Genomic DNA, 21,149 nt, shown 5'->3' with positions numbered 1-21,149 from the left:
GCCTCCGGCTCCTCGCAATGACGAATGAGAGAGGAAGAGACTTCGATGACCACCCCCGCCCGCGCCGCCATCTGCCGCGGCAATTCGCAGCCCTTTTCCATCGAGGATGTCGAGCTCGACGCGCTGCGCCCCGACGAATTGCGCGTGCGCATGGTCGCTTGCGGCGTGTGCCATACCGACATGGCCGTGCGTGACGAGCAGCTGCCCGTGCCGCATCCGGTGGTGCTGGGGCATGAAGGCGCCGGGATCGTCGAGGAAGTGGGCAGCGCGGTCACCGTTGCCAAGCCCGGGGACCGGGTGGTGATGAGCTTCAACAGCTGCGGCTCCTGCCCGTCCTGCGATATCGACGCGCCGACCTATTGCTACAATTTCTTCCCGCACAACTGGTCCGGCACGCGCGCGGACGGCTCGCCGGTGATGTTCCAGAATGGCGAGACAATGAACGCCAATTTCTTCGGCCAGTCCTCCTTCGCCACCCATGCCATCGCGCATCAGGCGAATACGGTGAAAGTGCCCGACAGCGCCGCCGCGATCCCGCTCGAACGCATTGCCCCCATCGGCTGCGGCCTGATGACCGGCGCGGGCGCGGTGCTGCGCAGCATGAAGGTGCGCAAGGGCATGCCCATTGCCATTTTCGGTGCAGGCACTGTCGGCATGGCGGCGGTGATGGCGGCGAAGATCGCCGGTGCCGATCCGATCATCGCGGTGGACGTCAATGACGCGCGGCTGGAGCTCGCGAAGGAGCTGGGTGCCACCCACGCCTTCAACGCGAAGGATGATGCCATTGCCAAGATCAAGGAACTGGTGCCGCAGGGCCTCGGCTATGTTCTCGACACCACCGGCATCAATTCGGTGATCGAGGGGGCGTGGGCCCTGCTCGCGCCCAAGGGCATTTGCGGCATCGTCGGCGCGTCCGACCCGGCGGACAACCTCACCTTCAACGAAGCCGCCATGATGGGCGGCGGGCGCACGGTGATGGGAATCCTCGGCGGTGACAGCGATGTCGGCCCGTTCCTGACCGAGCTGCTCGACTATCACGTGAAGGGCCAGTTCCCCTTCGAAAAGCTGATCGGATACTTCGACTTCGACCAGATTAACGAGGCTATCCATGCCAGCGAGGATGGCTCGGTGGTGAAGCCGGTCCTGCGGATCTCGGCGGAGTAGGCACATGAAAGCCGTCACCTTCCAGGGCCTGCACACGCCGCTCGCTTTCGAGGAAATCCCCGACCCGACGCCGGGCGAGGGAGAGCTGGTGGTCAAGGTGGGCCGCTGCGGCATTTGCGGCAGCGACCTGCATATGACCGAGGATGCCGCCTATGGCTGCAAGCATGGCGACGTGCTGGGCCATGAATTCGCCGGCGAAGTGGTGGCGCTGGGCAAGGGAGCGACCGGCCAGAAGGTGGGCGACCTCGTCTCCGTCATCCCGCTGAAGAGCTGCGGCAAGTGCGAAGCCTGCCGCAAGGGCACGGTGCAATGGTGCGAGCAATTCGGCCTGCAGGGTGGCGGCTATGCCGAATATGCCGTCACCCGTCCCAACCAGTGCGTGACACTGCCCAGCGACCTGACGCTGGCCGATGGCGCGATTATCGAGCCGCTGGCGGTGGCGCTGCACGGCATCAACCTGTCCGGCATGAAGACGGGCGACAAGGTGCTGGTGCTCGGCGCCGGTCCCATCGGCCTCGCCGTCGCCTTCTGGGCGCGCCGCTTCGGCGCGGGCAAGGTGGCGGTGCAGGATATCTCCGAATTCCAGAAGAACCTCGCGCTGGAAATGGGCGCGAATGTGTTCGTGGTCGATCCGGAAAACCCGGTCGAAAGCGCGATCGAGGGACTGGGCGGCGAGGCGGATATCGTCTTCGAATGCGTCGGCATTCCCGGCCTGATCGACCAGGCGGTGAAGCAGGTGCGCCCCGATGGCAGCATCGTCCTGCTGGGCCTGTGCACCAGGCCCGATACGATCCACACCTTCCCCATGCTGTCGCGGCAGGTGCGGCTCATCACCAGCGCATTCTTCACCGTGCCGGAGTTCGAGGCGGCGCTCGACGCGCTCGACCAGGGGGCGATCCAGCCGCGGCTGCTGGTAACCGATACGATCGATCTGGCGAATACGCCCGACGTGTTCGAAAGCCTCAAAAAGCGCACGAACCAGTGCAAGGTCTTGATCGCGCCCTGAGCGCGAGGCAAAGCGCGCGCAGATGAGCCAGAAAGCCAAGCTGACGCGCGGTTCGATCACCGGGCACCTTGTGCGGCAGACGTCGCCGCTCATCATAGGCGTGACCGCGATGGTCTCCATCGGCCTCGTCGATGCCTATTTCGTCGGCCAGCTCGGCGCGACCGAGCTTGCCGCGATGAGCTTCATCTTCCCGGTCGTCACCGCGCTTTCCAGCCTCGGCGTGGGCGTGATGGCGGGCACCAGCTCGGTCGTCAGCCGCGCGCTGGGCGCCGGGCATGACGAGCGGGCGAGCCGCTGCGCGACTTTGGGCATATTGATCGGCCTTGCCACCGGCCTCGCCATCGCCGCCGCGCTGTTCCTCGGCCATGACGCGCTGTTCACCCTGCTGCAGGCCGATGGCGAGATGCTGCGCCAGACGGGCCTCTACATGATGCCCTATGCGCTGGGGTTCCCGCTGCTGCTGACCATTTCGGGATGCAACGGCGTGCTGCGCGCGCAAGGGGCAGCGAAGTCGAGCCTGGTGGTCTCGATCAGCTTTGCGCTCTCCAACTGGGTGCTCGACCCGATCCTGATCGGCGGAGCATTCGGCTTTCCGGGCTTCGGCATTGCCGGGGCCGCCTATGCCACCATCGGCGGTTTCGTGCTGGGCGCGGGCGTCGGTTTCTGGCTGGTGCAGCGTGGGGAGATTCCCTTCCGCCTGTCCGCACTGAAAGGCGGCAACCTTGCTCAGGGCGTGAAGGACGTGGCGCGCGTGGCGGTTCCTGCCGCCTTCACCAATTCGATCAACCCGGTCGGCCTTGCCGTCATGACCGCTTTCCTCGCCAAGGCGGGAGAGGCGGCGGTGGGCGGCTTCGGCGTGGGCGGACGGTTGCAGATGCTGGCGGTAGTGCCGCTGCTCGGCCTGTCGGGCTCGATCGGTGCGATCGTGGGACAGAACTGGGGCGCGGAACGGTACGACCGGGTGCGCGCGGCGATGTTGCAGGCGGGTGGCTTTTGCGTGGCCTACGGCATGTTCGCCGCGCTCGTCCTCTATCTCGCGCGCTTCTGGTTCGCCGGATTGTTCAGCGAGGATGCGGCAACGGTAGAGGCCGCCGCGCGCTATCTCCAGATTTCGGTCTGGGGCTACGCCGCCTATGGCCTGTTCATCATGGGCAATGGCAGTTTCAACGCCATAGACCATGCCTCGACCGCTTTAGGCCTGTCCTTGGCCCGTGTTCTGATCATCATGGTGCCCTTCGCCGCGCTGCTGCAAGGCGCATGGGGCGCCGATGCAGTCTATGGAGCGGAATTGCTGGCCAATGTGATAGGAGCGGCCGCCTCCATGGCACTGGCCTGGTATCTCGTCAGCCACCGCCGCAAGGACAGGGCGCCGGACTGACCGGCGCCCTTCCCATGCTCAGGAAAGCGGGCGGCTGGAGCCGAAGAACAGCGCCTGGCTGATCGCCGCGCGCACCGTGTCTTCCTGGAACGGCTTGGTGATGAGGTAGGTCGGCTCGGGCCGGTCCCCCGTCAGCAGGCGCTCAGGGTAAGCGGTGATGAAGATCACCGGCACGCTGATATCGGCGAGGATATCATCCACCGCATCAAGGCCCGAGGACCCGTCGGCCAGCTGGATGTCGGCAAGCACCAGGCCCGGCGTTGCCTTGGCGACCACTTCCTGCGCCTGTGTGCGCGTGGCGGCCGTACCGCAGATATCGTGGCCTAGCGAGCGGACGAGGTCTTCCAGCTGCATCGAAATCAGCGGCTCGTCCTCGATAATCAGCACGCTCGTGGCGCTTTCGCGATCGATCTCGGACACCGCCTCGCGCACCAGCGCTTCCACATCCGCAGCGGACATGTCCATGATCTCGCCCGCTTCTTCCGGCGTGAAGTCCTCGACAGTGGTGAGCAGCAGCGCCTGACGGTTGACCGGCGTGATTTTCTTCAGCTGGTCCTGCGCGGCAACCTCATGCAGCGAGGCGCCACCGTCATTCCCGGCAACCTCGAGATAGGCGCTGGACCACATCTTGTTGAATGCGCGGTAGAGCGGGACGCGCCCGCCGCGCAGGCTTTCGGCGACTTCGGCATCGGCGAGGGCTGCTTCCAGCGTAGCTTTGACAAAGGCATCACCGGTCTGTTGCGACCCGGTGAGAGCGCGCGCATAGCGACGCAGATACGGAAGATGAGCGGCGACTTCGGCCCCGATTGACATGCAATAACCCTTCCCGGTTGATGGTTCGCTTCCAACGCACTGCTTTGCGATGGGTTCCTGCCCCCAGCCAATAGCTTGTTCCTGCCATCGAACCATGTGGAAGCAATTGCAAGCCGTGGCCCGCCGCCCCGCTGAATCATTGCGGAAGTTTTTTGCAAAGCGCCGGGAACCGGTGGCTTTTCCGCGCATTATCCCCCTGTCACCCGCCGAGATCCCCCCTCCCGTCCAAGCGGCCGGTGACACGATCCCGAAAGGCCTCCGCTCGAAACCGGGCGGAGGCCTTTTTGGTTTCCCACCCCCGACCTCACGCAGTTTTTTCGCGGTGTGACGCCGATCACGCACGCGAATCGCCCGGCGCAGTAAAATGGGTGCATCGATGCTACTTGGGGGTAGGGCCATGACTGAGCTTGAGGAGCAGACACGTCCGGACAGTCCGACGGATGCGTCGAGCTGGGAAGCGCAGCACGCCGCTGCAATTGCCAGGATCAAGCAACAAGTGGCCTACATCGATGAACGCCTGCTGCTGATGCGGCACCTGGTCGAACCGGGAAAACAGGGGGCTGCGGGGGACGTTTTGGGGAGCGTCCCCCGCTAAGGCGCGCGGTTAGCCAAGCGCTCCGCGCAGGCGGGCGATAAAGCCGGTCTTCTTCTGGTTGAGCAGGACGTCGGCAAGCTGCGCCGGATCATAGGGCTTTTCGAACACACAACCCATCTCGCGCACTTGCGGCGGGATATCCTGCGGCGAACCGGTCGAAAAGGCGATGCGCGGCTTTTTCGGACCCAGCATGCTGACGATTTCCGCCAGCGCCCAGCCGTCGTCGCGATCGGCCAGGTGCACATCGAGGATAATCGCATCGGGGGCCTTGCGCTCCAGCTCGGCAACGGTGGCTGCCATGCTGGCACAGATCACGACATCGTTCGCGCCCGCTTCGCGCAGCGCCTGCTCCAGATCGAGCGAGAGGATAGGATCGTCTTCCACCAGCAGCACCCGGACGTTCCGCGTGCCGGACTTCGGATTTTTGTGCTTTACGCTGGCCATGGATACCCCTGAACGGGCGGCAGGCTACCGCCATGCTTTCATCAACGGGAAAAGGCACCATCCGTTCCCACCTCTACGGGCGGGATTACAGCGGTTTGGTGTAAATCCGGTATTCGCGGTTCTGCGTGGCCGCAATCGCATCGGCGATGGCGATCATGCCCTTGTTGTCTTCCAGCACCCAGCCGACTTCCGCGCGCTTCGCGCCGTGCTCACCCACGGCGTAGCGGCGGATATATTCGATCATCATGAAGGCCAGCTGGCTCGCCAGCCTTGTGTTCTGGTACTTGCGCACCACACCCATCAGCGGCACGCGGAAACCGGCGCCCTGCGGATTGCGCAGCCACCACAGGATCTTCGCCCAGTTGAAGGGGAGGAGCTTGCCGTTCATGTCCTTAAGCTTCTCGTTGAGGTCGGGCAGCGAGATCATGAAGGCAGCCGGTTCGCCATCCACCTCGGCAATCATGTTCGCGCCTTCGAGGATGATCGGCTTCAGCTTCTTGGCGCCATAGGCCTTCTCGGTCTCGGTGAAAGGCACGAAACCCCAGTTCTTCGACCACGCCTCGTTCAAGATGCCGATGATGATCTCCGCCTCTTCGGCGAATTTGCCCTTGTCGACATTGCGAATGGTGATCGCCTCGTTCCGCTCGCCCGACTTGACGATGCGGTTGACGATCGAAGGGAAGCCGTCGCCCACCTCCAGGTCATAGGTGAGCAGCCGCTTGGCGACTTCGTATCCGGCGCTTTCGACCCAGCCTTCATAGGCAGCGTTGTGATGGCCCATCATCACCATGGGCGGATGGTCGTGGCCCATGGTGAGGAGGCCCGGCTCCTCCCAGATGGAGAGGCTGATCGGGCCGAGCGAGCGGGTCATGCCCTGGCCGCGAAGCCAGTCCTCCGCCGCAGCCATCAGCGCATGGGCTACCGCTTCGTCCTCTGCTTCCAGCAGGCCCCAATTGCCGGTGCCGGGCCCCATGCCCTGCTCCACCGGCTGTTCCAGCGCCAGTTCGTCGATATGCGCGGAGATGCGGCCTACGTCGCGGCCATCGCGGCGGGCGAGGAACAATTGCATGCGCGCATGTTCGTGAAACGGGTTGCGGCCGGGGGTGAGCAATTCGACCATGTCGGCGCGCAATGGCGGCACCCAATTCGGGTCATTTGCATTCAGCCGATAAGTGAGATCGATAAAGGCATTGAGCTCACCCTTGCCGGAAACCGGCACAATATCTATTTTGTCGGCCAAGTTACGCCCTTGCATGTGCAGCTGTTCATTCGCGGTTAGCTCTGCTTATGCTTTGCGCGCGATGTCAAGCAGGCCTTTGACGTGCCGCAAGGACAAGGCCCGTCACGTCCTTCAGGAGTCTTCCCCGAGAACTGTCGCCATGACCGCTTACCAGACGACCCTTGACCCTGCCGCCGAAGGCAACAGCGCCGCCACACCGCTGCGCAAGTCGGAGATTCCGGACGACAAGGCTATGCTGCGCGCCGCGGCAGAGCTGACGCGCGATATCAGCACCGCAAGGCCCGATATCTACTGGCCGGACATGATCATCTCGGCGCTGGTCGGCTATGCGGCGCTGGCTGGCGCGATCCTGCTGCAGCCCCTCTGGCTGGCATTGCTGAGCGGCTTCGTGAGCTTCGTCGCGCTTTATCGCGCGCTGCTGTTTATCCACGAAATCACGCATCTGCACCGCAATGCGCTGCCCGGTTTCCGCACCACGTGGAACCTCCTCGTCGGCATTCCGCTGCTGACGCCCAGCCTGATGTATGAGCAGGTGCATACGATCCACCATTCGCGCATGCGCTATGGCACGCCGGAGGATCCCGAATACCTTCCGCTGGCGCTGATGAAGCCGTGGAGTCTGCCGCTGTTCCTGCTCGTCGCGCTGCTGGCGCCGGTGGGTCTGCTGCTGCGCTGGGGCGTGATCGCGCCCATCGGCCTCGTCATCCCGCCAGTTCGCAAATGGGCGTGGGAGCGCGTCTCCTCGCTCTCGATCAACCCTGCCTTCCGCCGCCGCGAGCCGGAGACCGAGGAGCAGCGCCGCTGGTTCCGCTGGCAACAGGTCGGTTCGAGCATCTGGGCGATGTTCCTGCTGACGACGCCTTTCTGGCTCGGCTGGAAGCCGCTGCTGGTGGCGATGGCCGTCACCGCCTTCGTCGCCTTCTTCAACCAGCTGCGCACCATGGTCGCGCATCTGTGGGAGAATGACGGCGAGCGCATGAGCGTGACCGCGCAATATCTCGACTCCGTCAACGTGCCGAGCATTGTGGCCGGCTTCTGGGCTCCCGTGGGTCTGCGCTATCACGCTACGCATCACCTGCTGCCCAGCCTGCCCTACCACTCGCTGCATGAGGCGCATTGCCGTATCAGCGCGCATCTGGGCGTAGAATCGACCTATCAGGGTGCGATTCACAAGGGCATGCTTCCGCTGGTGATGAAAATCAGCCGCAGCACGATGGGGCGGCGGGACTAGACGCCTATTCCTCCGTCCTGATCAGCACCGTTTCTCCGACCAGGAAGAACAGGAAGAACGGCGCCCAGGCCGCCAGCAGCGGCGGGTATCCGCCGAAGCTGCCCATGGCGAGTGCGGCATTCTCGACCACGAAATAGGCAAAGCCCAGCGCCATACCCAGCACCGCGCGGATAAAGAGGTTGCCCGAGCGCGCGAGGCCAAAGCCCGCCACCGCGCCCAGCAGCGGCATCAGCACGGCCGATAGCGGCCCGGAAATCTTGTGCCACCAGCGCCCCTCCAGCTCTGCCGTACGGCGCCCAGCGGCTTTCAGGGCGTCGATCGAATCCGCCAGCTCGCCCAGCGTCTCGGCATCGGGATCGACGCGGCGCAAGCCCACCTGGTCGAGCGTGGTGCCGGGGGCGACCAGCAGCGGCTCCTCCGCCATCTGCGTGCGCGTGGTGGCGACGGTGAAGACCTCGGCATCCTCCACCAGCCAGCCCGGTGCGGCAAAGGTGGCGCGGCTGCCGGTAACCTGGCGCGCGATCATGTCGGAATCGTCCCGCTCATAGAAGGTGACGCCGGTCAGCACGGTGTCCTCTCCCGTGCCGGACAGCGTGCGCGCCATCAGCACGTCGTTCCCGTCATTGAAGTAGACATTGAAGCGCGTTCCCGGATCGTCCGGCACCTGGCCATATTCGACATCCTGCCAGGCCTTCAGCGTTGCGGTGGCGCGGGTGACGACACGCTCATTGAAAACAAAGGTGAAGGCCGACACGATCAGTGCGGTCAGGAGCAGCGGGGCGAGGATCTGGTGCGCGGAGAGCCCCGCGGCCTTCATCGCCGTCACCTCACTGTTCTGGTTGAGCCCGGCAAGCGTGATGATCGTAGCCAGCAGCACCGAATAGGGCAGGAAGCGCTGCACCAGTTGCGGCGCGCGCAGGCTCGCATAGGTCAGCAAATCGTCCTGCCCATTGCCCGGAACGGCGAGGATGTCGCCCGTGCGGCTGAGCAGGTCGAGCATCAGCAGCACCATGACCAGCATCGCCAGCACGGCGATGATGCGCACGGCGAACATCTTGGCCAGGTAGATGGTCAGCTGGCGCGAAGGAAAGAAATCAAGCAGCAAGGGCAGAATCTTCCGCATCCGAGGTCACGGGATCGGCATTGCGCCGTGCGCGGCCGAACAGCTTCTTCACCCGCTTGGCGAGCTTGGCGTAGACATTCTCCAGCCCGGCAATCGGCTGTCCGCCGGGGACATAGGCGATCTGGTAGTACATCCAGGCGATCAGCGCGAAGAGCACCACGAAGGGCCCCCATAGCGCAAGATAGGGATCGACCCGGCCCAGCTGCGCCACATCCTCCCCGTACTGATTGACCTTGTGATAGGCGACCACGATCACGATGGAGAGGAAAATGCCCAGCGCCGATGTCGACCGTTTGGGCGGGACGGCCAGCGCCACCGCCAGCAGCGGCAGCATGATCATCATCACCACTTCGACCATGCGATAGTTGAAATTGGCAAGGCTGCCCGCGCGATCTTCTGCCGAGACTTCGGAGTTCCAGCCGATCTCCAGCAGTTCGGGCAGGATATATTCGCGCTCATCCTCCCCGCGTTCGCGGAAGCGTTCGAGCGCCGGGAGGTCGATCGGCAGATCGTGCTGGCTGAAGCTAAGCACGCGCGGCGACCCGTCGGGAACGTCATGCACGATGGTCCCATCCGTCAGCCTGAGGACGATGGTGTTGCGATCTTCCCGATTGGCGAGGAAACGCCCTTCCCGTGCGGAGATCGACAGCACCTGCCCCTCATCATTGGCGAGGCGGGCGAAAATGCCCTGCAGCTTGCGGCCATCGTCCTCGCTCGATTCGATGCGCAGCGCCATGCGGTCCTCGATCGCGTTGAACTCGCCCACCTTGATCGACGCGCCGAGCGCGCCCGAACGCAGCTCGAACTCCATCTCCTCATAGGCAAAGCGCGCCTTGGGCTGGAGGTAACCGACAATTGCGAAATTGAGCGCCATCAGTGCCAGCGTCATCAAATAGGGCACGCGCAGCAGCCGGGCATAGGACCAGCCGACCGCGCGCATCACATCGAGCTCGCTCGATATGGCCAGCTTGCGGAATGCGAAGAGGATGCCGAGCATCAGCCCCAGCGGGATGGCGAGGCCCGCATATTCGGGAATGAGGTTCAGGAGCATCTCGAACACGACATTGATCGGTCCGCCTTCGGTCGAGACGAATTCGAACAGCCGCAGCATCTTTTCCAGCAGCAACAGGCTGGCCGCGAGCACGAAGATACCGATCATCGGCACGAGGACGAGCCGGAAGATATAGCGGTCCGTGGCGGTGATGAAGTTCGACAAGGTCGGTCTCGACAGGGCTCAATGCAGATGCAGGTCATGGCCCTTAGCGAGAAATGCGCGCGAGGTCATGCCCCGATAATGTCGCGCGCCGTCCTATGATGGTTACGTTCAGGTTACGTCGCCCAGGCGCTCAGGCCTTTTCCAGCGTACATTGCAGCGGGTGCTGGTTCTCGCGAGCGAAATCCATCACCTGGTTCACCTTGGTTTCGGCCACCTCATAGGGGAAGATGCCGCACACCCCCACGCCGCGCTGGTGGACATGGAGCATGACGCGCGTCGCCTGTTCCAGGTCCATGCGGAAGAAGCGCTTGAGGACCATCACGACGAATTCCATCGGCGTGTAGTCGTCGTTCAGCATCAGCACCTTGTATTGGCTGGGTTTCTTGGGCTTGGCGCGGGTCTTGGTGGCAAGGCCGAGCTGCCCTTCCCCCTCGCCGTCGCCGCCATCACCGGGCGTGCCTGTGCCCGGACCGCCATCATCGTCACCCGGACCTGCGCAAAGTGACAACGGCAACAGAAGGGTAGGTTCGGCTTCGAAGGTCATGGCGCTGCCAGATATCGTATCGCGGCTGTCGGGTGCAAGATGGCGCGGAAATTTTGCGTCCTGAAGCAGTACGGGCCGGACAGCGCTGACGCTATCCGGCCCGATTCTGTCGCCGGGGGGAGAGGAGAGCCCGGCGAGGAAAGAAGGAAGTGCCTCAGGCGGCCTTCGACAGCTTCTCGACAGCGACGTTCACGCGCGCCGAAATCGGGGCGAACACGTCGTTCGCCAGCTTCATGGCGCTTTCGGCACCCTTGGAGCTGTTGGCGACCATCGAGTCGAAATTGCGGCGCATGATCTTGCCCTGCAGCTGGAACAGCTCGGTCGGGCTCTTGATCGCAGCCATTTCCTTGAGGTCGGCGGTCATGGTCTCATAGGCCGACTTCATGTCGTCGGCATAGCTCTTGCCCATGTCCTGCATGCCGGCAGCCATGATCTTGCCGCTTTCGACGACGGCTTCAACATTGCCCTTGGCCATTTCGGTCATGTCGGACACCATGCCGGTGCCCTTGTCATAGGCTTCCTGAGCCTTCGTCTGCATTTCGGAGACGGCATCGCTCATGGAAGAGCTCATCATATCGGTGAAGTCCTTGGTCTTGGTGGCCATGATCTTTTCCTTCAATTCGGTAACTGTGGGGGTCTGGGGGGAGGCGACTGCGGGCTTGGGGGAAGCCTTCTTCGCCGGAGTTTTTTTCACTGCTGCAGGCTTGCGCTTCGCGGCCGCCTTTTTGGCAACGGGCTTCTTGGCCACTGTCTTTTTGGCGGGAGCCTTCTTGGCCGGAGCTTCCTTAGCGGCTACCGGAGCGGCCTCTGCCGCCGGCACCACCGGGGCGGGCTTTTCCGGCTTCAGCTCGGAGGCAGCGGCGGCATAGGCCTGTTCGGCACTGCCATCATTGTCCTTCGTGTCAGCCATGTTTCCTCGCTCACTGTGCAAATCGTACAAGCAGCCTTATGCTGCGATGCACAAAATATGCATTGCACTCGCGAAGTCAAGGAATTTTTGTGCAGTGCACAATGGATTTAAGGCAGGCAATTTCAGGTAGGGAAATTCGTCCCTGCCTTTCCTAGTGCATCCTCACATATCGCCCCGGCGCATCCTCGATCGCCGGGTTGGATTTGGAGCCCGGCTTGCGGCGCCCCCTGGCCTTCACCTTCCTGGGGTCGATCTCCGAAATCCAGACGAGCCAGTCGGGCCACCAGCTGCCCGGATGCTCCTCCGCCCCGGAGACGAATTGATCGAGCGAGGCGGCGCTCCTGTCGCCCGTCCAGTACTGGTACTTGTGCGCGTCCGGCGGATTGATCACCCCGGCGATATGGCCGCTGCCCGCCAGCACGAAGCGCACGATGCCGGACAGCGTCTTGGTCAGGCGGAATACGCTCTCGGGCGGAGCGATATGATCCTCGCGCCCGGCCTGGACATAGGCGGGCGTCGCGATCAGCCCGAGGTCGATCGGCGTACCGTCCGCCTCCAGCGCATCGGGCTTCACCAGGAGGTTGTCGCGATAGCAGTTTTCCAGATATGCGGCGTGCCACTTGGCCGGCAAATTGGTGACATCGCCATTCCAGAACAGCAGGTCGAAGGCTGGATAATCCTCGCCCAGCATGTAGTGATTGACCACGTAGTTCCAGATGAGGTCGCTGCCGCGCAGCAGGTTGAAAGTCGCGGCCATGTAGCGTCCGTCCATATAGCCGCCACGGCTCGCCCGCTTGACCAGCTCCATCATCGCATCGTCGGTGAACAGCTTGAGCTGGCCAGCCTCCTCGAAATCGACCTGCGCGGTCAGGAATGTGGCGGAGGCGACCTTGAGCGATTCCCCGCGCCGCGCCAGGATTGCCAGCGTGGCGGCGAGCGTGGTGCCCGCCACGCAATAGCCCAGCGCGTGCACGCGCCCCACCTTCAGCCTCTCGCGCACCACGTCGATCGCCTCGATCTGCGCGCGAACGTAGTCGTCCCAGCCGATATGCGCGAGGCTTTCATCCGCCGATCGCCATGATACCAGTACGACGGTGAGGCCCTGGTCCACCGCCCATTTGACGAAGCTCTTCTTCGGGTTGAGGTCGAGGATGTAGAAGCGGTTGATCCATGGCGGGAAGAGCAGCAGCGGCACTTCCAGCACTTCCTCGGTGGCGGGAGAATACTGGATAAGCTGATAAAGCTCGGTCTCGTAGATCACCTTGCCCGGCGTTGCCGCGACATTCTCCCCCAGCACGAACTGGCTGGTGTCGGTATGCGTCAGCTGGCCCTTTTCGAGGTCGGCGGCGAGCCGCTCCATCCCCTTGACCAGGTTCTCGCCCTTCTGCTCGATCGTACGTTCGAGCACGACCGGGTTCATCAGCGGGAAGTTGGACGGGCTCATCGCATCGAGCACCGATTTGGTGGCGAAACGCAGCTGCTCGCGCTCGTCCTCGTCGATCCCCTCCACCTCATCCACTGCCTCGGCGACCTTTTCGGCCAGCAGCAAGTAGGTCTGGTGGATCAGGGCGAATACCGGCTGTTCGCGCCAGGCGGGATCGGCAAAGCGGCGGTCGGAGCGGGGGAAATGCGGATCACCCTCTCCCTTATGCGCCTCATCCACATCTTCACCGTCGGGCGTGAAATGCTCCAGGATGCGCCCCCACAGCTCGACGCCTTCCTCCCACAATTCCTGCTGGCGTTCGGGATCGAGCGCAGGAAACTGCTCGTACCAGGCCTGCATCACCGCCATCCATTGCGCGGGATCGGCCATGAAGGGGGCTATGAAGCAATGCCCTTCCTTGTCCTTCTTGGTGTTGAGGCGGAACCAGTTCTCCTGAAACTGCATGATCGCGGAGCCAAGCGCGTCGATATCCTCCTCGTCGGGAAGCGATTCGGCGGCCTGCGGCGCGAAGGTCTGCACCACCTGCCGCGCAGCTTCGCCCTGCAGGCGCAGCATCTCGGTAAAGATATCGGCCACGTCTTTGCCGCCTGTGGTGGTAGCGCCGCTGGACTTCTTGCCGCTGGTCTTCTTGCCCATGCCGCCATCATAGGCAGAAAAATGTTATTTGGGAGACAATCTGTTGCGCTGCTAAAGCGCGCGTTGCGCAATCTTGCGGATTCGGCCACAGATTGGGCAAGCAATGAACGAATTCACACACTGCAACAGAAGGATATGATGGACACCGAATTCTACCGCATCAAGCGCCTGCCGCCCTATGTCATCGCCGAAGTCAACGCGATGCGAGCGGCCGCGCGTGCGGAAGGGCGGGACATCATCGACCTTGGCATGGGCAATCCCGACCAGCCGCCGCCGCAGCATGTGATCGACAAGCTGTGCGAGGTGGCGCAGAATCCCGACGCACATGGCTATTCGCAGTCCAAGGGCATTCCCGGCCTGCGCAAGGCCCAGGCCAATTACTACCAGCGCCGCTTCGGGGTCGAACTCGATCCCGAAAGCGAAGTGGTGGTCACGCTCGGCTCCAAGGAAGGGCTGGCCAGCCTCGCCACCGCGATCACCGCGCCGGGCGACACGATCATGGCGCCCAATCCCAGCTACCCGATCCACACTTTCGGCTTCATCATCGCCGGCGCCTCGATCCGCTCGGTGCCGACGACGCCGGACAAGCATTACTGGGAAGCGCTGGAAGCGGCGATGAACTTCACCGTGCCGCGCCCGACCATCCTGGTGGTCAACTTCCCCTCCAACCCGACGGCGGAGGTGGTGGACCTCGAATTCTACAAGAAGCTGGTCGACTGGGCGAAGTTCCACAAGGTCTGGATCCTTTCCGATCTCGCTTATTCGGAGCTCTATTACGATGGCAATCCGACGCCTTCGATCCTGCAGGTGCCGGGGGCGAAGGACGTTGCGGTGGAATTCACCAGCCTGTCCAAGACCTACGGCATGGCCGGCTGGCGCATCGGTTTCGCGGTGGGCAACAAGACGCTGATCAGCGCGCTGACGCGGGTGAAGTCCTATATCGATTACGGCGCCTTCACGCCGATCCAGGCAGCTGCCTGCGCGGCGCTCAACGGCCCGCAAGAATATGTCGAACAGACCCGCAAGATGTATCACAAGCGGCGCGACGTGCTGGTGGAATCCTTCGCCCGTGCCGGCTGGGACATCCCGCCCCCTCCCGCTTCGATGTTCGCCTGGGCACCGCTGCCGCCGGCGCTGAAAGAGATGGGCAGCATGGAATTCGCCAAGCAGTTGCTCACCCATGCCGATCTCGCGGTCGCACCCGGCGTCGGCTATGGTGAGGATGGCGAAGGCTATGTCCGCATCGGCATGGTCGAAAACGAACAGCGGCTGCGCCAGGCCGCGCGCAACGTGAAACGCTACCTGCAGAGCATGGGGGTCAATTCTTCCGCAGCGTAGCAATGGGTGGGGGTCGCACTACCATTCCTGCGAGCACCAGTCAGGTCGGGCAAGCTACTGACTTGCCAAGCACTGCCCCTGTCGCTGACCTGCCCCTTTAAGCAGGGAGTAATGGAGTGAGTGTTTTCGGCTGGATCGCGGCGGGCGATGAACCGCCCGATCGCTGGGATATGCGGCTGCGCGACTGGAACCTGTGCAAGGGGCAGGACGGCAGCAGGGCGGACTGCAAACATGTGCTGGTCTGCAATGTGCGCCACCTGACGCAGGAACAGCGTATCGGCATGGCCGAAGCGGACCGACCGGCCTGGCGGCTCATCATGCTCGGGGTTGAGGAAGCGGCAGACCGTGCGCAGTTGCTCACCATCGGCTGCGCGGAGGCCCTGCCCTCCTGCACGTCGCTGCGCGAACTGGCGGCCAGGGCCAAGCGGGTGGACGACATGTTCGGCCTGTTGCCGCGCTGGCGCAGCCTCGGCCCCATCACGCTCGACCTTTTCCACCGCGATGCGCGCCACGGCCCGCGCTGGCTGCACCTGCATCCGCGTGAGTTCGGCGTGCTGTGGCGGCTCGCCGACACGCCGGGGGAGCGGGTAACCCGGGCGGACCTGCTCAAGGACGTATGGCGCATCAACCACGAGCCGGGGACCAACAGCGTCGAGGTGCACGTCTCGCGCCTGCGCGGCAAGCTGGCCGAAGTCGGCTGCGACAAGCTGGTGGCGACCGTGCCGGAAGGCGGCTACCGCCTGACCGGCGAGGTGCCCTTCATGCTCGCCCGTCCGCCCGCCGGAACCGATGCGCTGGACCGCTATGTGCGGCAGATCGACTGGCACGGATCGCCTGCCTGCAGCGCTCAAGCGACAATTCCGCACAATTCGCAACTGGATTAGCGGCGCTCCTACCTCTATCGTGCCCGCAAAAGTTGGTGGGAGAGGATCAACAATGGCCAGCAAGCCGGGTCAGACACTCGATGTGTCGGGATACATGCAGGGGTTACAGTTCAACCGCTACCACCTGACGCTACTCGTCCTGTGCGCGCTCGTAACTTTCTTCGACGGGCAGGACTTCTCGGCCCTTGCCTATGCCCTGCCCTATATCCGCGACGAGATGCAGATCTCCGACGAGATGACGGGCTATGTCAGCTCCGCGGCGTTCCTCGGCCAGATGATCGGGTCGCTGTTCGGCTCCTATCTCGGCGATATCTTCGGGCGGCGCCCGGTCATTATCGTCTCTACCATCGGCAGCGCGGTGCTCACCACCCTTGTCGGCTTCGCCTCCAGCCCGGAAATGCTGATCGGCCTGCGCTTCGTGTCGGGCCTCGCCATTGGCGGGTTGCTCGCCCCGGTCTGGGCGCTGGGTATCGAGAGCATGCCCAAGTCGATGCGCGCCACCTCGGTCGCGATCATCATGATGGGCTTTTCCTTCGGCGGCGCCTCAGCCGCGCCGATCGCCAACTGGACCGCACCGGTACTGGGCTGGCAGGGAATCTTCTGGGTCTGCGGCGCAATGACCGGCGTCTTTGCCCTGATCCTGTTCTTCATGCTGCCCGAAAGCACGCGCTGGATGGTGGCGACGGGCAAGCCCCGCACGCGCATCGCCCCGATGCTCGCGCGCTTCAATCCGGACTTCGAGCTGCAGCACTACGACAAGTTCATCCTCTCGGACGAGCGCAAGGTGCAGCTGAACGAAGATGGGAATGTGAACGTGCTGCTGCGGCAGGGGATCAATTTCGTACTGCGCGTGCGCGAATTGTTCATCGGCAAGCTCGCCTTTATCACTCTCTGCATCTGGGCGGCCTATTTCTGCTCCAGCTTCGCCATCTATCTTAAGAGCGCCTATGGCGTGATCTTCATGGAGAACCTGGGGATCGAGCGGCAGAACGCCGCCTGGCTTGGCTCCATCGGCGCAATCCTGGGCGCGCTCGGCGGCGCGCTGCTGCTGGCGCTGACCGAAAGGCGCGGTCCTGGCTGGATCACGCTCGCCCCGCTGATCGGCATTCCCTTCGTGGCGCTGGTGGGCACCGGCTATGTGCTGGGAGGCCCCGCCTTGATACCCGTGCTGCTGATCGGCGCGGTTATGGTCGGCGCAGGCCATGCCGCGGTGATTTCGATCACCAGCATCTACTACCCCAGCGCCGTGCGCGCGACGGGTGGCGGCTGGGCCAGCTTCATGGCCAAGTTCGCCGCCGTGGCCGCCCCGATCTACGGCTCGCAATTCCTTGTCGGTGACGGCGATGTGATGGCCAAACAGATCGGCGCGATGGACGGATACATGTTCACCGTGCTGTGCCTTGCGGGCATCGTGCTGTTCGTGCTGGTCCTGTCCTGGTTCGTGCGCGGCATGAACGAGGAGCAGGAACGCGCTTCCGCCGCCGCCCAGCCGGCCGAATAACCACCTTACGGAGTCTTCCTGCACAATGCCCCAACTGCGTTCGCTTTCCGCCAATTCCCCCGGTCGCCGCGCCAACTGGAAGGCACTCGGCCTCAGCAAGGAGGATATGGAGAAGCCCAAGATCGCGGTGGTTAATTCCTCCAGCGAACTGGCGATCTGCTACGCCCATCTCGATGGCATCGCGAAGATCGTGAAGGAGGAGATCCGCAAGGCCGGCGGGGTTCCCTTCGAAGTGCGCACCGCCGCCCCGTCCGATTTCATCACCGGCGCGGCCAAGTCCGGCTCCTATATCCTCGCGGGCCGTGACATCATCGCCAATGATATCGAGGTGCAAGTGGAAGCTGCCTTGCTCGACGGCATGATTTGCCTCACCAGCTGCGACAAGACGCCTCCGGGACACCTGATGGCGGCAGCCCGCCTCAACATTCCCACCATCCTCGTGATTGGCGGATACCAGCAGGCGGGCGAGATCGATGGCGAGCCGGTGGACGTGGAGGACGTCTGGTCAGGCCAGGTGGGCGAACGCTTCGGCGCCAAGCCCAAGTTTCCCGTCGCCGACATGGCGGAAAATGCGATCAGGGGCCCCGGCGTCTGCGCGGGCATGGCTACCGCCAACACGATGCATTCGGTGGTGGAAGCGCTGGGAATGGCGCTGCCCGGCCATGCGCCGGTGCGGGCCAACAGCCCGAAGATGCAGGACAATGCCCGCGCCGCCGCGCGCCGCATCGTGGAGATGGTGGACGAGCAGCTGCTGCCGCGCGACATTCTGACCGAAGGCGCATTCCGCAATGCCATCGCCACCGTGCTGGGCGTGTCAGGCTCCATCAATGCGATCAAGCATTTGCAGGCCACCGCGATCGAGGCGGAAAGCGATATCGATATCTTCGAGTTGTGGGAGGAGATGAGCGACATCCCCGTCCTTTCCGCCGTGCGGCCCACGGGTGATGTGCGAATCGAGCAGTTCGAGGATGCCGGCGGGGCCCGCGCCATCCTGAAGCGGCTGGAAGGGCGGATCGATACTTCGGTCATGACCTGCACCGGCAAGACGCTGGCCGAAAACCTGGCAGGCTATGTCATTCCCGGCCCCGACGTGATCCAGGCGATGGACGATCCCGTAGGCAAGGGGCCCGCCATCGCCATCCTCAAGGGCAACTTCGCCGATACCGCCGTGGTCCGCCTCGGCATTCGCGACGGATCCCGGCCCGAGGAATTTTCCGGCCCCGCGCGCGTGTTCGAAAGCACGGCGGAGTGCATGCAGGCGATCGAAGATGGGGTGGTCAAGGAAGGCGATGTCGTCATCAGCCGCAACCAGGGCCTGAAGGGCGGCCCTGCCATGGGCGGCGGCGCCTCGCTGATCCTCTTTGCGCTTGATGCTGCAGGCCTGGCGAAGACCACTGCCTTCGTCACCGACGGGCAGCTTTCGGGCCTGTGCCTGAAGGGCCTGACCGTGGCCGAAGTCGCGCCCGAAGCGGCGACCGGCGGCCCCATTGGCAAGGTGCAAGACGGCGATATCGTGGCCATCTCGGTCGCCAATCGCAGCATCGATATCGACGTTCCGGCGGAGGAACTCGCCCGCCGCGAGGGACCCGGCTACCTCAATCCCGCAACCGGCTACCTCTCCAATTTCCGCGAGGATGTGCGCGGCATGGAAACGGGCGGCGTCCTGCTTCCCGAGCGGGACTGAGGCAGCCCCGCCCCCGGAAGAATCAGAGGATCTCGTCCTCGTCGAACATCGGATCATCGGCGATCTGGGCGCTGAGTTCATCCAGCGCGCCTTCCGCCTTGGCGACCGACTTCACCCGCGCCAGGTGGAAGCAGGCATCGCCTTCATTCACCAACGGCATGACCACGCGGCCAACGATCACCCCGTCGAAGGGGGCGAGCAATTCGTCCTCCTTCTCTCCGAAAGGGTCGGTCACCGAACCCAGCACATCGCCCTTCTTCACCAGTTCACCATCGGCCTTGTAGGTCCGCAACAACCCTCCGAATGGCGCGCGGATCCACTTGCTTGAGGCGCAATATTGCGGTGCCTGCCGGGCCTTGGCGATGCCCTTGGCCGAGATCATGCCCTTGTGGCGCAAGATGCGCAGGATCCCCATCAGGCCGACGCGGACTGAAAACTCGTCATAGCGAAGCCCCTCGCCCGCCTCGAACAGCAACACGTTCTTGCCCATTGCGCGCGCTGCACCGCGCAGCGAGCCATCGCGAATGCCGGCTTCAAGGATCACGGGCGCGCCGAAAACCTGCGCCAGTTCCTGCGTCACCGGATTGTCCGGCGCCACGCGCACCTGCGGGAAGTTGGTGCGGTGGATTGCGGCGGAATGGAGATCGATCCCCAGCTCCGCCCGCGACAGGATCTCGCTGGTGAAGATATGCGCCAGGCGGGAGGCGAGCGAGCCCGTCTCCTTGCCCGGGAACATGCGGTTGAGATCACGCCGGTCCGGCAAATAACGCGAACGGCTGATGAAGCCGAAAGTGTTGACCACCGGGACCACGAGCAGCGTGCCTTTCAGCCGGTCGAGGTTCGGTGCGCGCAGCAGGCGGCGCACGATCTCGACCCCGATGATCTCGTCACCATGCACGCCGGCACTGACGAAGACGGTCGGCCCGTCCTGCTTGCCGTGGATCACATGCACCGACATCGTGACCGGCGTATGATCGGACAGCACGCTGACCGGCAGGTCGATCGTCTTGCGCGTGCCGGGTGCGACAGTCTCCGATCCGATTGCGAAATCGGCGCGTTTTACCATTAACCCTTACCCTTGGTCTTTGTCGCGCCGGGCTTGGCCTTCTTCTCCAGGTGCTCGATGATCATGCCGGCGATATCGAGGCCGGTAGCCTTCTCCACCCCTTCGAGGCCGGGCGAGGAATTGACCTCCATCACCACCGGACCGTGGTTGGAACGCAGCATGTCCACGCCGCAGACCGCCAGGCCCATGGCCTTGGCGGAGCGCACGGCGGTCGAACGCTCCTCCGGCGTCAGCTTCACCACGCGGGCCGAGCCGCCACGATGCAGGTTGGAACGGAATTCGCCTTCCGCGCCCGAACGCTTCATCGCCGCCACGACCCTGCCACCCACCACGATGGCGCGGATATCGGTGCCGCCGGCTTCCTTGATGAATTCCTGCAGCAGGATGTTCACGCCCGCGCCGCGGAAAGCCTCGACCACGGATTTCGCCGAACGGTCGGTATCGGCAAGCACCACACCGATGCCCTGCGTGCCTTCCAGCAGCTTGATCACCACGGGGGCGCCACCAGCCAGCTGCAGCACCTCGTCGGTCTGCTTCGGGTCATGCGCAAAGGTCGTCACCGGCAGGCCGATGCCGTCACGGGCGAGCAGCTGCATGGAACGCAGCTTGTCGCGCGAGCGGCCGATGCTGACGCTTTCGTTGAGCGGATAGACGCCCATCATCTCGAACTGGCGCAGCACGGCCAGGCCATAGAAGGTGACCGAAGCACCGATACGCGGGATCACCGCATCATAGCCGGTCAGGTTCTCGCCATTGTAGTAGATTTCCGGCCGGCGCGAGGCGATGTTCATATAGCAGCGCAGCGTGTTGATGATGTGGATCTGGTGGCCGCGCACCTCCGCAGCTTCCTTCAGGCGCTGGTGCGTATAGAGGTTCGCGTTCCGCGCGAGCATCGCAATCTTCATTCTCTGATCCTTTCCGTCTGTCTTGTT

At 63.7% G+C, this 21,149-nt stretch carries 19 protein-coding genes; 9 read left to right on the top strand and 10 right to left on the bottom strand.

Going from position 1 to position 21,149, the window contains the following annotated elements:
- The first annotated feature begins 45 nt into the window (after window positions 1–45).
- The 3 genes from E5222_RS01535 to E5222_RS01525 are packed head-to-tail and all read left to right on the top strand — an operon-like array spanning window position 46 to window position 3,548.
- Window positions 46–1,164, top strand: a complete 1,119-nt coding sequence (locus E5222_RS01535; protein WP_136691847.1) for an NAD(P)-dependent alcohol dehydrogenase — start codon at window positions 46–48, stop codon at window positions 1,162–1,164.
- Window positions 1,165–1,168: 4 nt separating this feature from the next.
- Window positions 1,169–2,170: an alcohol dehydrogenase catalytic domain-containing protein gene (locus E5222_RS01530; protein WP_136691846.1), complete on the top strand. Its 1,002-nt coding sequence runs from the start codon at window positions 1,169–1,171 to the stop codon at window positions 2,168–2,170.
- Between the two features lie 22 nt (window positions 2,171–2,192).
- Window positions 2,193–3,548, top strand: coding sequence for an MATE family efflux transporter (locus tag E5222_RS01525; RefSeq protein WP_136691845.1), 1,356 nt, complete (start codon window positions 2,193–2,195; stop codon window positions 3,546–3,548).
- A gap of 18 nt (window positions 3,549–3,566) precedes the next feature.
- On the opposite strand, the gene E5222_RS01520 is transcribed toward E5222_RS01525, so the two are convergent.
- Window positions 3,567–4,361: a response regulator gene (locus E5222_RS01520; RefSeq protein ID WP_136691843.1), complete on the bottom strand. Its 795-nt coding sequence runs from the start codon at window positions 4,359–4,361 to the stop codon at window positions 3,567–3,569.
- Between the two features lie 397 nt (window positions 4,362–4,758).
- Between E5222_RS01520 and E5222_RS01515 the strand changes: the two genes are divergently transcribed.
- The gene (locus tag E5222_RS01515; RefSeq protein WP_136691841.1) at window positions 4,759–4,956 is read left to right on the top strand and encodes a hypothetical protein; all 198 of its coding nucleotides are present in this window, start codon (window positions 4,759–4,761) and stop codon (window positions 4,954–4,956) included.
- Window positions 4,957–4,965: 9 nt separating this feature from the next.
- Here the strand turns inward: E5222_RS01515 and E5222_RS01510 are convergent, their stop codons facing one another.
- Together E5222_RS01510 and E5222_RS01505 are read right to left on the bottom strand one after the other, a co-directional pair.
- Entirely contained in the window at window positions 4,966–5,400 is a 435-nt protein-coding gene (locus tag E5222_RS01510) for a response regulator (RefSeq protein ID WP_136691839.1), read from the bottom strand.
- 85 nt (window positions 5,401–5,485) lie between these two features.
- Window positions 5,486–6,640: an N-acetyltransferase gene (locus E5222_RS01505; RefSeq protein ID WP_425456223.1), complete on the bottom strand. Its 1,155-nt coding sequence runs from the start codon at window positions 6,638–6,640 to the stop codon at window positions 5,486–5,488.
- Window positions 6,641–6,779: 139 nt separating this feature from the next.
- Between E5222_RS01505 and E5222_RS01500 the strand changes: the two genes are divergently transcribed.
- Entirely contained in the window at window positions 6,780–7,871 is a 1,092-nt protein-coding gene (locus E5222_RS01500) for a fatty acid desaturase family protein (RefSeq protein ID WP_136691835.1), read from the top strand.
- 4 nt (window positions 7,872–7,875) lie between these two features.
- Here E5222_RS01500 and lptG read toward each other — a convergent pair whose 3' ends face one another.
- The 5 genes from lptG to E5222_RS01475 form a co-directional block, all read right to left on the bottom strand.
- Complete coding sequence (lptG, locus tag E5222_RS01495) at window positions 7,876–8,976, bottom strand: LPS export ABC transporter permease LptG (protein WP_136691833.1); 1,101 nt, start codon at window positions 8,974–8,976, stop codon at window positions 7,876–7,878.
- Complete coding sequence (locus E5222_RS01490; RefSeq protein ID WP_136691831.1) at window positions 8,966–10,210, bottom strand: LptF/LptG family permease; 1,245 nt, start codon at window positions 10,208–10,210, stop codon at window positions 8,966–8,968. The genes lptG and E5222_RS01490 overlap by 11 nt, the downstream gene beginning before the upstream one ends.
- A 130-nt stretch (window positions 10,211–10,340) precedes the next feature.
- The gene (clpS, locus tag E5222_RS01485) at window positions 10,341–10,754 is read right to left on the bottom strand and encodes an ATP-dependent Clp protease adapter ClpS (RefSeq protein WP_136691829.1); all 414 of its coding nucleotides are present in this window, start codon (window positions 10,752–10,754) and stop codon (window positions 10,341–10,343) included.
- 154 nt (window positions 10,755–10,908) lie between these two features.
- On the bottom strand, window positions 10,909–11,664 hold the full coding sequence (locus E5222_RS01480) for a phasin family protein (RefSeq protein WP_136691827.1): 756 nt from the start codon (window positions 11,662–11,664) through the stop codon (window positions 10,909–10,911).
- 151 nt (window positions 11,665–11,815) lie between these two features.
- Window positions 11,816–13,744, bottom strand: coding sequence for a PHA/PHB synthase family protein (locus E5222_RS01475; protein WP_136691825.1), 1,929 nt, complete (start codon window positions 13,742–13,744; stop codon window positions 11,816–11,818).
- Window positions 13,745–13,882: 138 nt separating this feature from the next.
- Between E5222_RS01475 and E5222_RS01470 the strand changes: the two genes are divergently transcribed.
- The 4 genes from E5222_RS01470 to E5222_RS01455 all read left to right on the top strand — a co-directional run bounded on the left by E5222_RS01470 (window position 13,883) and on the right by E5222_RS01455 (window position 19,151).
- Entirely contained in the window at window positions 13,883–15,082 is a 1,200-nt protein-coding gene (locus E5222_RS01470; protein WP_136692878.1) for an LL-diaminopimelate aminotransferase, read from the top strand.
- 116 nt (window positions 15,083–15,198) lie between these two features.
- A complete protein-coding gene (locus E5222_RS16725) occupies window positions 15,199–15,966 on the top strand; it encodes a winged helix-turn-helix domain-containing protein (RefSeq protein ID WP_246021502.1) in 768 nt (255 codons plus the stop codon).
- Between the two features lie 52 nt (window positions 15,967–16,018).
- Window positions 16,019–17,467 carry an MFS transporter gene (locus E5222_RS01460; protein WP_169053447.1) on the top strand — a complete coding sequence of 483 codons (1,449 nt, stop codon included), beginning with the start codon at window positions 16,019–16,021 and terminating at the stop codon, window positions 17,465–17,467.
- Between the two features lie 25 nt (window positions 17,468–17,492).
- Window positions 17,493–19,151, top strand: a complete 1,659-nt coding sequence (locus E5222_RS01455; protein WP_169053446.1) for a dihydroxy-acid dehydratase — start codon at window positions 17,493–17,495, stop codon at window positions 19,149–19,151.
- A 22-nt stretch (window positions 19,152–19,173) separates the two neighbouring features.
- Here the strand turns inward: E5222_RS01455 and E5222_RS01450 are convergent, their stop codons facing one another.
- Window positions 19,174–20,217: a succinylglutamate desuccinylase/aspartoacylase family protein gene (locus E5222_RS01450; protein ID WP_136691821.1), complete on the bottom strand. Its 1,044-nt coding sequence runs from the start codon at window positions 20,215–20,217 to the stop codon at window positions 19,174–19,176.
- Entirely contained in the window at window positions 20,217–21,122 is a 906-nt protein-coding gene (gene rimK / locus E5222_RS01445) for a 30S ribosomal protein S6--L-glutamate ligase (RefSeq protein ID WP_136691819.1), read from the bottom strand. Before rimK ends, E5222_RS01450 begins: the two co-directional genes overlap by 1 nt.
- Window positions 21,123–21,149 lie beyond the last annotated feature (27 nt).

It is taken from the genome of Alteraurantiacibacter aquimixticola (genome assembly GCF_004965515.1).
GTDB classification, from domain to species: Bacteria; Pseudomonadota; Alphaproteobacteria; order Sphingomonadales; family Sphingomonadaceae; genus Alteraurantiacibacter; species Alteraurantiacibacter aquimixticola.
This window is presented reverse-complemented; position numbering and strand designations above follow the sequence as displayed.